At 70.1% G+C, this 10,142-nt stretch carries 9 protein-coding genes; 5 read left to right on the forward strand and 4 right to left on the reverse strand.

Translation table 11 applies throughout. From position 1 onward, the window contains the following. Positions 1–19 precede the first annotated feature (19 nt). Together L6Q21_RS07145 and L6Q21_RS07150 are read right to left on the reverse strand one after the other, a co-directional pair. Positions 20–745: an alpha/beta fold hydrolase gene (locus L6Q21_RS07145; protein ID WP_237830104.1), complete on the reverse strand. Its 726-nt coding sequence runs from the start codon at positions 743–745 to the stop codon at positions 20–22. Positions 746–815: 70 nt separating this feature from the next. Beyond that, a complete protein-coding gene (locus L6Q21_RS07150) occupies positions 816–3,581 on the reverse strand; it encodes an Rne/Rng family ribonuclease (protein ID WP_237830105.1) in 2,766 nt (921 codons plus the stop codon). Positions 3,582–4,060: 479 nt separating this feature from the next. Here L6Q21_RS07150 and fliD point away from each other — a divergent pair, with 479 nt between their 5' ends. Next, positions 4,061–5,566 (forward strand): flagellar filament capping protein FliD, encoded by a 1,506-nt coding sequence (fliD, locus tag L6Q21_RS07155; protein WP_237830106.1) that lies wholly within the window; start codon positions 4,061–4,063, stop codon positions 5,564–5,566. Positions 5,567–5,610: 44 nt separating this feature from the next. Next, the gene (locus L6Q21_RS07160; RefSeq protein ID WP_237830107.1) at positions 5,611–6,018 is read left to right on the forward strand and encodes a flagellar export chaperone FliS; all 408 of its coding nucleotides are present in this window, start codon (positions 5,611–5,613) and stop codon (positions 6,016–6,018) included. A gap of 24 nt (positions 6,019–6,042) precedes the next feature. Here L6Q21_RS07160 and pyk read toward each other — a convergent pair whose 3' ends face one another. Beyond that, on the reverse strand, positions 6,043–7,500 hold the full coding sequence (gene pyk / locus L6Q21_RS07165) for a pyruvate kinase (protein WP_255696799.1): 1,458 nt from the start codon (positions 7,498–7,500) through the stop codon (positions 6,043–6,045). Positions 7,501–7,616: 116 nt separating this feature from the next. Between pyk and L6Q21_RS07170 the strand changes: the two genes are divergently transcribed. From L6Q21_RS07170 to L6Q21_RS07180, 3 genes are read left to right on the forward strand one after another with little or no spacing between them, the layout of a single operon-like run. Then, entirely contained in the window at positions 7,617–8,015 is a 399-nt protein-coding gene (locus L6Q21_RS07170; RefSeq protein ID WP_237830108.1) for a DUF1244 domain-containing protein, read from the forward strand. A gap of 33 nt (positions 8,016–8,048) precedes the next feature. Then, a complete protein-coding gene (locus tag L6Q21_RS07175) occupies positions 8,049–9,131 on the forward strand; it encodes an NADH:flavin oxidoreductase (protein ID WP_237830109.1) in 1,083 nt (360 codons plus the stop codon). Positions 9,132–9,187: 56 nt separating this feature from the next. Further along, positions 9,188–9,553, forward strand: coding sequence for a hypothetical protein (locus L6Q21_RS07180; RefSeq protein ID WP_237830110.1), 366 nt, complete (start codon positions 9,188–9,190; stop codon positions 9,551–9,553). A 340-nt stretch (positions 9,554–9,893) separates the two neighbouring features. Here L6Q21_RS07180 and L6Q21_RS07185 read toward each other — a convergent pair. After that, on the reverse strand, positions 9,894–10,142 hold a 249-nt coding region (locus L6Q21_RS07185; RefSeq protein ID WP_237830111.1), incomplete at its 5' end, for a hypothetical protein.

The raw sequence follows: 10,142 nt of genomic DNA on the forward strand, positions 1-10,142 counted from the left end.
GATGATTCCGCGAAAAAGCCTAGCTGCGCGCCAGCCTGTCGGCAACAAGGCGGATCGCCTGCGGATTCCAGCCGAGCCCGCTGTGCGTGCCCTCCACATGCAGATTTTCCACGAGCGGCCCCGGCCGCGCCTGCGCCGCCTCCGGATGGACGATGCCGTCGCCCCTCGCCGCGATCGCGGTGAAGGGCACCGGCGGCAGCGCGCCCGGCTTCCAGTCCACCGGCGCGTCGGCGATGGGATGGCCTGCCACCCGCTCGTAAAGCTTCCAGGCGTTGTTGGCCTGCAGGAAGCCCGAAACCGGTGAGCCCATGGTGATCACCTGCCGCACCGCTTCCGGGTAGCGGCGGGCCAGTTCCACGGCGTAAAGCCCGCCGAGGCTCCAGCCGACGAGCGCGATGGGCTCCCCCGCCTTGCCGGCGAAGGTCAGGAAGCGGCCTTCCAGTTCCTCGAAGCGGCCGGGGCGAAGCCCCATGTTCCGCCCCAGTTCCCAGCCTTCCACCTTGTGGCCGATGGCCGACAGCACGGAGCGCAGCGGAAAGGTCGCCCAGTCGCCGGAGAGGAAGCCGGGCAGCACCAGCACATGCCGGCTGGGCCAGTGCGGAAGTTCGCGGATCAGCGCGATGCGCTGCTTGCGAAAGGCCGAAAGCTCCCTGAGCGAGCGCAGCTCCGCCGCATAGGCGATGCGCCCCGGAGGGCCGGGGCAGGGGCGTTCGGCCGCCTCTTCGCTGGCTTCATGCGCGGACATGGCGGCGCACATAGCGACGGGGCGGCGGAATTTCCATTCCGCCGCGCGCGTTTTTTATCTGTTCCGGCGCTTAATTGCCGAAGGTGCGCTGCCACCAGCCGCGCCGGGGCGGGCCATCCGGCTCGGCGTCCGGTTCCGTGACCGGGGCATCGGCAGCGGAGGCATCGGCGACAGGCGCATCCGCCACTGGCGCTTCCACCAAAGGCGTTTCCACCGGGGCGGCTTCCGCAACCGGCTCGGCTTCGGTCGCCACCGGCGCCTTGGCCTTCGCCCTGGAAGCGGCCGGCTTGCGCGCGCGCTTGGGCTTCGGCGCCGGCTCCACCGCTTCGGCCTCACTTTCCGGCGCTGCCTCGGCGGGCGTATCGGCGGTCTCGGCCACGGCGGCTTCTTCGGCCTTCGGCGCCTTCGCCCGCGTCGCGCGCTTGCGCGGCTTCGGCGCGGGCTTCCCCTCTGCCGCCGGCTCCGCCTCGACGGCGACCTCCGCCGGAGCTTCCGCCGCCGTTTCCACCGAGCCTTCCACTGGGCCTTCCACCGCCACAGCCGCCTCGGCTTCCGCCTTCGGCGCCTTCTTCGCCCGGCTCACGCGCTTCCTGGGCTTTTCCGGGGCGGCTTCCGCTTCGGCAAGCGGTTCCGCCGGGGTTTCCACCACCTCGGCCGCGCTCTCGACCGCTTCCACAACCGCTTCCGGCGCCTCGTCGCCTTCCCCGGCTCCGGTTTCTGCGCCTTCATCGCCTTCGGCCAGCGCTTCGCCCTGCACGGCCTCGCCATTCTCCCGGCGCCCACCCCGGCGCCGGCGCCGGCGCTTGCGGCGCGGCTCGCGATCCCCAGCTTCCGCCGCCTCGCCGCCTTCGGCAAGCTCCGCGGGCTCGCCCGCTTCGGCCACGCCTTCAGTCACGCCTTCGGCTTCCTCGCCGGCTTCGCGCGCTTCGGTGGGCTCACGCCCCTCCCGGTCGCGCCCGCCCCGGCGGCGACGACGGCGGCGGCGATCGCGCCCGCCCCGCTCCTCGCGGCCATCGGCGCGCTCTTCGGCTTCGTCCTCTTCTTCCTCGATATCCTCTTCCGGCTCGTCGGCGTCCAGCTCATCGGCTTCCAGCGCCACCGGGGAGGCGAGCGCCACCAGCTTGGGCGCCTGCGCCGGCGGCGGGCCGCTGGAATCGATCACCACCCGGCCGCCGATCAGGCTTTCGTCGGGCACCACCTCGATGATCACGCCGTAGCGGCCTTCCAGCTCCGCCAGTTCGGCGCGCTTGCGGTTCAGCATGTAAACGGCGACCGAGCTGTCGGCGCGCAGCCGGAAGTGGCTGGCGCGGCCCTTCACCGCTTCTTCCTCCAGCATCCGCAGCGCCGCCAGCGCCGCCGAGCCGTCGGTGCGGACGAGGCCGGAGCCGTCGCACATCGGGCAGACCTGCGTCGAGGCTTCCAGCACGCCGGTGCGCAGCCGCTGCCGGCTCATCTCCAGCAGCCCGAAGGACGAGATGCGGCCCACCTGGATCCGCGCCCGGTCCTGCTTCAGCGCGTCCTTCAGCGCCCGCTCCACCTTGCGGTTGTTGCCGTTCGATTCCATGTCGATGAAGTCGACGACGACGAGGCCGGCAAGGTCGCGCAGGCGAAGCTGCCGCGCCACTTCCTCGGCTGCCTCGATGTTCGTCTTCAGCGCGGTTTCCTCGATGTTGTACTCGCGCGTGGAGCGGCCCGAGTTCACGTCGATGGCGACCAGCGCCTCGGTCGGGTTCATGACGATGTAGCCGCCCGAGCGCAGCGTCACCACCGGGTTCAGAAGCTGCGCCAGCTGCGTTTCGACGCCGGCGCGGTGGAACAGCGGCACGGGGTCGTTGTAAAGCTGCACCTTCTTCGCGTGGCTGGGCATCAGCAGCTTCATGAAATTCTTGGCGTGGGCATAGCCCTCCGCCCCGTCCACCAGCACCTGGTCGATCTCGCGGCTGTAGATGTCGCGGATGGCCCGCTTCACCAGATCGGAATCCTCGTAGATCAGCGCCGGGGCGCTGGAGGTGAGGGTCTTGTCGCGGATCTCGTCCCACAGCCGGGTCAGATAATCGAAGTCGCGCTTGATCTCGGTCTTGGTGCGCTCCAGCCCGGCGGTGCGGACGATGGCGCCCATGGTGGAGGGCAGGTTCAGCTCGGCCATGATGGTCTTCAGCCGCTTGCGGTCGGCGGCGTTGGCGATCTTGCGGCTGATGCCGCCGCCCTGCGCGGTGTTCGGCATCAGCACCGAATAGCGGCCGGCGAGCGAGATATAGGTGGTCAGCGCCGCGCCCTTGTTGCCGCGCTCTTCCTTCACCACCTGCACCAGCATCACCTGCCGGCGGCGGATGACTTCCTGAATCTTGTAGCGGCGGCGCAGCGCCATGCGGCGGCGGCGCAGGGCTTCGGCGCCGGCTTCCTCGCTGTTGCCATGCTCCTCGGGGCGGGGGCGACCTTCGCCTTCCTCGCCGGTTTCGCCATGCGAGTCGGCGTGCGCGTCGCCGCCGGATTCGAAGCCGTCTTCGCCGTCCTCATATTCCTCGTCGGCGGCGCCATGCTCCTCCACCAGCCGCTGCTCCTCGCGCAGCAGCGCTTCCCGGTCCTCCTTCGGGATCTGGTAGTAATCCGGGTGGATTTCGGAAAAGGCGAGGAAGCCGTGGCGGTTGCCGCCATAGTCGATGAAGGCGGCCTGCAGCGACGGCTCCACGCGCGTCACCTTGGCCAGATAGATATTGCCCTTGATCTGCTTGCGGGCGGCGGCCTCGAAGTCAAATTCCTCGATACGGCTGCCCTTCACGACCGCGACCCGGGTTTCCTCCTGGTGGCGGGCGTCGATCAGCATTCTGGTAGTCATTGTGGATTCTCCCGGCGCCGGAGGCGCCAAACAAGGCGGCGCCGGAGGCGCCGAACAAAAGGGCGCCGGCGGCGCTCGATAAGGAGGCGCCGGTGGCGCCGGACAAAGCTGCGCGCGGGGCGCAAACGCGGGCCGCGCGCCGCCCGGAAAGGGGCAGGGCGCGGCGTGAAGGAGGCGCGGCGGCCCGGGATGGCGTCCGCGCGGAAAGGGAAGGGGGGCGGGGAAGCGGGCGCGACGCGGCGGCCGCTTGCGGCCTCCGCTTCAGATCCGATGATGTTCCTGTGATCGCGCGCATCTAACCCCGACAATAAGGCCGGCGCCCACGCCGCTTCCTGCGGCGTTTATGACCCGGCGGGCACCAAGCCGGAAACCTTGTCGACGGTCTGCGATCCCACGCGGTCCCGTCCGGCTCCTGCGGCCAACATGCCTTGCCCTTGCGCTAGCAGGCCGAAGCCGAGGCCGCAAGTGTCGGCGCCGCCATGCAAAAGCGCGCCCTCTCCACATGGCTCGCTAAAGCCTGCGGCCCTGCGGCCGTATCCCCTTTCGCCATGGTCAACATCCTCACATCCCTGAGCGCCGGTTCCGGCATAGACGTGAAAGCCCTCACCGAGCAGTTGGTCGCGGCCGAAAAGGAACCACGCCAGAAGCTCCTCACCCAGCGCTCCGAACGGGTGGAGGCGCGGATCTCCGCCATGGGCCAGTTCCGCACCGCGATCGACGCGCTGGTTTCCGCGCTGGACACAAGGCTGGCCTCGGGAGCGCTGTCAGGCATACCCGCCGTCACCGACCCTTCCGTCGTCACCTTCACCGTCGATCCGGGAGTCACCGTTCCCCGGCAGAATCTGGAAGTGCGGCAACTGGCGCGCGGCCAGACTCTCGCCTCCGCCCCCGTCGCCGATGCCGGCGCCGCCGTTGGGCAGGGCACGCTCACCATCCGCTTCGGCAGCGTCGCGGGAACGGCGGAAGCGGGCGCCCTCACCCCCTCTGCCCTCGACGCCCTCACCGTGGAAATCGGCCCGGGCGACGACTCCCTCATCGGCCTGCGCAACGCCATCAACGACGCGGCGGCGGTGGCCGGCGCCCCCATCCAGGCGCAGATCGTGTCCGACGCCGCCGGCGCCCGGCTGATGCTGCGCGGCAGCCTCGGCGATGCCTCTGGATTCGTCGTCGAAACCTCGGGCGACGCGGCGCTCGAAGCCTTCCGCTTCGGCGAAGGCGTTGGCGGCGGCCTGCAGCGCACCCAGTCGGCGACCGACGCGATCGTCGCCATCGAAGGCGTCGAACTCCGCCGTCCGGCCAATTCCATCACCGACCTCATCCCCGGCGTCCGCTTCTCGCTCGCCAAGGCGGCGCCCGGCCAGATACTCACGCTGGAGGCCGTGCGCGACCCGTCGCTCCTCAGCCAGTCCGTCCGCGACGTGACGGCGGCGCTCAACGAACTGGCGGGGCTGGGGCGGGAATTGTCCAACGGCAAGTCCGGCTCCATCGGCGCGCTGGTGGCGGACAGCGCCACCCGCCGCGCCCTGCAACAGCTTTCCGGGCTGACCACCCAATCGCTGGTCCCGGCCGCCGGCAACGCCCCCACCCGCCTTTCCGATATCGGCATCTCGCTCGACCGCTATGGCAATTTCCTCGTCGACGAAGCCCGCCTCAGCCGCGCCGTCACCGAGCATCCGGCCTCGGTCGAGCAACTGATCACCGCCCTCAACCGCAAGGCGGAGTTCGGGCAGGAGGGCGGGCAGCTCCGGCAACTGGCCGAAGGTTTCCGCCTCGCCGCCGAAGGCGGCGCCGGCCAGCCGACCGCCCTCCAGCGCGAGAAGGAGTCGATCGCCCAGGACCAGGCCGCGCTCGACGCGCGGATCGAGGCGGCGCGTCTCAAATACACCCAGCAGTTCGCCGCGCTCGACCTTGCGGTCGGCCGCAGCAAGTCCACCCAGAGCTATCTGCAACAGCAGATCGATCTCTGGACCAGGAGCCGCAACTGATCCGCCCCCCATTATCCCCCCCCCCCAATCGAACAGGGAAGACGATGCTCCAGACGCTGCAAGCCGCCCGCCCGACTCCGCTCCAGCGTCAGGCGCTGGCCGGCTACGGCACCGTCTCCCTCGACGCGAAGGTGGCGACCGCCAGCCCGCACGAGCTGGTGCGGATGCTCTACCGCCGGCTGACGGCGCTGCTGCGCGAAGCCCGCGACGCGGCCGAAGCCGGCGACACCGCCCGCCGGCTGAAGGCCACCGAACGCGCGCTCGCCATCGTCGAGGGGCTGGACGCGACGCTGGACATGGAGCGCGGCGGCAGCGTCGCCGAAAGCCTGCACAGGGTCTATGAACTGCTCCTCGCCCGGCTGCTGGCCGGAGACGCGGCCAGCCTCGACGAAGCCCTCACCTCCACGCAAGCCATCGCCGACGCCTGGGCCGGAATCGCCCCGGCCCGCTGACGCCCCCATATCGACGTCCCCATATCAGCGGCGGTGGCGCTCCAGCTCGTCGCCCACCAGCCGCACCACATGCAGCACATTGGTGGAGCCGGGCACGCCGAAGGGCACGCCCGCCATCACCACCAGCCGGTCGCCGGCCTCGGCCACATGGTGGCGGATCGCCATCCGCTTCGATTTCGCCACCATCCCTTCGAAATCGGTGATGTCGCGGGTGTGAACGGCGTGCACCCCCCAGGTCAGCCCCAGCCGCCGGGCGGTGGCGAGCTTCGGGGTCATCACCAGCAGCCCGGCCGGAATCCGCTCGCGGGCGATCCGCCGCGCCGTCGAGCCGGAGGTGGTGAAGCAGACGACCGCCACCGCATCCACCGTCTTCTGGATGCCGCGCGCCGCGGCGCACAGCGCGTCCGCCGTGGTCGGCTCGGGAATGGTCTCCACGAAGCCGATCTGCCCCTCATAGGCGGAATCGCGCTCCACCTCGCGGGCGATGGCGTCCATCATCGCAACCGCCTGCACCGGCCATTGCCCGGCGGCGCTTTCCGCCGACAGCATCACCGCATCCACCCCGTCGTAGATGGCGTTCGCCACGTCCGAGACTTCGGCGCGGGTGGGGCTGGGGGAAAGGATCATCGATTCCAGCATCTGCGTCGCCACCACCACCGGCTTCCCCGCCCGCCGCGCCGCCGCGACCATCCGCTTCTGCGCGCCCGGCACCTCCTGCGGCGGCAGCTCCACGCCCAGGTCGCCGCGCGCCACCATGATGGCGTCGGCCAGTTCGACGATCGCCTCCAGATCGTCCATCGCCGCCGGCTTCTCGATCTTCGCCATCAGCAGCGCCCGGCCGCCGATCAGCTTCTTTGCCTCGGCCACATCGTCGGCGCGCTGCACGAACGACAGCGCCACCCAGTCGACTCCCGCCTCCAGCGCCAGCGAAAGATCGTGCCGGTCCTTGGCCGTCAGCGCCGGCAGCGGCACCACCGCGTCGGGCACGTTCAGCCCCTTGTTGTTGGAAAGCGCGCCCGGCACCTGCACTTCGGTTTCCACCCAGCCCTCGCCGGCGGCGGTCACCTTCAGCACCAGCCTGCCGTCGTCCAGCAGCAGGCGGTGGCCGGGGGAAAGCACGGCGAGGATCTCCGGGTGCGGCAGGCGCACGCGCTCCGCGTCGCCGGGCGTCTCGTCCGAATCCAGCCGGAAGCGCTGCCCGGCTCTCAGCTCCACCCGGTCTTCGGCGAAGCGCCCCACGCGCAGCTTCGGCCCCTGCAGGTCGGCCAGGATCGTCATCGGCCGCCCCAGCTCGCTCTCCAGCCCGCGCACCGTCTCGATCAGCTTCAGCCTGGAGGCGTCGTCGCCATGGCTCATGTTCACGCGGAAGGCGTCGGCGCCGGCTTCGTAGAGGGCGCGAATCCGCTCCACGCTGTTCGAAGCGGGGCCAAGGGTGGCGAGCACGCGCACATGGCGGGCACGGGGAGGGCGGTTGCTGGTCAGGACGCTTTTCCTCTCACGCTTTAGGGTATGCAAAATCTTCTTTGCCTTCCCATATAGCCGCCATCATGAGACGACCAGATTGCAGCCGGCACTCTGGAACCAGAGGGGACGAATTCATGGACGCCAATACCCATCCGCAAATCGAGGCGCTGGAGGCCGCGGCCTTCCGCCGGCTGCTGGAGCATCTGCGCCTGCGCCAGGACGTGTCCAACGCCGAGATGATGGCCAGCACCGGCTACTGCCGCAACTGCCTCGCCGACTGGCTGGCCGAGGCGTCGATCGCCACGCCGCAGCCGCTGACGCGCGAGGAAGCGCGCAACCATGTCTATGGCGAGCCCTATGCCGAGTTCAAGGCGCGCCAGCTCGACGAAAGCGCCGACCAGCTCGCCCGGGTGGAAAAGAGCCAGGCCGAAAACGACCGGGTGCGCAAGCTGGCCCGCAGCCGCGAGCTGGACGAGGAGCTGGACGACAGCTTCCCCGCCAGCGACCCGCCGGCCATCACCCGCCCCCGCTGAACCGCAACCGCCTGCCGCACCGTCGGAGACATCATGAGCCAGATCGAATCGCTGTTCCGCCCCTTCCATTCGGAGAAGCTGGATCTCCCCAACCGCATCGTCATGGCCCCCATGACCCGCAGCTTCTCGCCCGGCGGCGTCCCCGGCGGGAATGTCGCGCGCTATTACGAGCGGCGGGCGGCGGCGCAGGTCGGCCTCATCATCACCGAAGGCACGGTGGTGAACCGTCCCGGCGCCGCGAACGACCCCAATGTGCCGCACTTCCATGGCGAGGCGGCGCTGGAAGGCTGGGCGCGCGTGGTGGAGGCGGTGCACGCGAAGGGCGGCAAGATCGCGCCGCAGCTCTGGCATGTCGGCTCGGCGATCAACCCGCGCAACAACGACGAGACCGGCGCCGAAAGCCCGTCCGGCCTTTACAGCGCCGATCGGGCCTGGGGCCACGCCATGTCGGTGGCGGACATCGAGGCGACGATCGCCGCCTTCGCGCAATCCGCCGCCAGCGCGAAGCGCCTCGGCTTCGACGCGGTCGAGCTGCACGGCGCGCACGGCTATCTGATCGACCAGTTCCAGTGGCAGGGCACCAACCACCGCGACGACGTCTGGGGCGCCGACCGCAGCCGATTCGCCCGCGAGGTGGTGACGGCGGTGCGCGCGGCCGTCGGCCCAGATTTCCCGCTGATCCTGCGCCTCTCGCAATGGAAGCAGCAGGATTATGCGACGAAGCTCGCCGCCAGCCCGCAGGCGCTGGCCGACTGGCTGAACCCGCTTTCGGACGCCGGGGTGGACATCTTCCACTGCTCGCAGCGCCGCTTCTGGGAGCCGGAGTTCGAAGGCTCCGAGCTGAACTTCGCCGGCTGGGCGAAGAAGCTGACCGGCAAGCCCTCGATCACCGTCGGCTCGGTCGGCCTTTCGGGCGAATTCCTCGCCGGCTTCAAGGGCGAGGAATCGCAGCCGACCCCGATCGACGGGCTGGTCGGCCGGCTGGAAGCGGGCGAGTTCGATCTGGTGGCGGTCGGCCGCGCGCTGATCGTCGATCCCGACTGGGCGGTGAAGGTGCGCGAGGGGCGGCAGGATTTCACCCCGTTCGACCGTTCGGTGCTGGCAACGCTCGCCTGAGGCTAAACCCGCACGGCCATGGCCGTAATCCTGCCTGACACAGGCAGGAGACGGGTGTGAACATGGAAACGACGGGCCGCGCCGCCGAACGCCGGGCGGCGCAGATGCGGCAGGCGCGCCTCGCCGGGCGCGTGCGCCGGCGGGCCATCGCCGACGGCGCGCTTTTGCTCCTGCTGGTGGCCGCCGCCGCCTTCTTCGCCCGGGACTCCGGTTCGGGGTCCGGGCAGGCGGTCCTGAACGCGCTCGTCGTGGTGTCGGCCGGAATCGGCCTTTTCCTCTATCGCCGGGGCCGGGATCTCTCCGCGCTGGCCCGGGCGGACCGCTGGCGGGCGGAGGCCGTGGAGGGGCGCGGCCTCAGCCTTTCCGCCTGGAACGCTGGCGGCGAGCTTTCCGGCTGGGAGGAGCGCCGCGACAGGCCCTGAAACGCCGCTTCCCCTGCCCGGCGCGGGCCGGATTCGGGCGCTTGAGATTCCGACTCGCGGATGGCTTCGCAATAAGCTATGTTAATGCTGGCGCAATGCTGTTTGCCATGTGGTTTTGCCGGATTGCGCCATCCTGTCGTGCCGTCTTGAAGTCGAGTGTCTGCCCAAGAATGTCCTATTCGAAAGTGACGCTAGTCGATGAAAGGTCCGGCCCCGATGGGGGAGAATGGGGCCTCGCCGCCGGATGGTCCGGCGCGGGAGGTCAGGCGGCGGTGGAAGTCCGGCTATTGGTGCCAGACCGGGGCCAGTTATTGGGCGGTACACGACTTTTGAAAGACGGTTATTCCAGATGAGCTATGACGACAAGCGGCGTGGCGGCCGCGGACGCGGTGACGACAAGCGCAATCGCGGTTTTGACGAAGGCGGCGGATTCGACTTCGATTCCGGCTCGCGCGGTGGCGGTTATGGTCGCGGCGGCTTCGGCGGCGGTGGCGGCTTTGGCGGCGGCGGCGGTGGCTTCGGCGGCGGCGGCTTCGGCGGCGGCCCGATCGGCGGCGGCGGCGGCGGCGGCTTCGGCGGCGGTCCGCGC

It is taken from the genome of Sandaracinobacteroides sayramensis (assembly GCF_022014495.1).
GTDB lineage: Bacteria > Pseudomonadota > Alphaproteobacteria > Sphingomonadales > Sphingomonadaceae > Sandaracinobacteroides > Sandaracinobacteroides sayramense.

Coding starts and splice junctions, on each gene's coding strand:
- L6Q21_RS07145 (WP_237830104.1), bottom strand. CDS start 745: ATGTCCGCGCATGAAGCCAGCGAAGAGGCGGCCGAACGCCCCTGCCCC.
- L6Q21_RS07150 (WP_237830105.1), bottom strand. CDS start 3,581: ATGACTACCAGAATGCTGATCGACGCCCGCCACCAGGAGGAAACCCGG.
- fliD (WP_237830106.1), top strand. CDS start 4,061: ATGCAAAAGCGCGCCCTCTCCACATGGCTCGCTAAAGCCTGCGGCCCT.
- L6Q21_RS07160 (WP_237830107.1), top strand. CDS start 5,611: ATGCTCCAGACGCTGCAAGCCGCCCGCCCGACTCCGCTCCAGCGTCAG.
- L6Q21_RS07170 (WP_237830108.1), top strand. CDS start 7,617: ATGGACGCCAATACCCATCCGCAAATCGAGGCGCTGGAGGCCGCGGCC.
- L6Q21_RS07175 (WP_237830109.1), top strand. CDS start 8,049: ATGAGCCAGATCGAATCGCTGTTCCGCCCCTTCCATTCGGAGAAGCTG.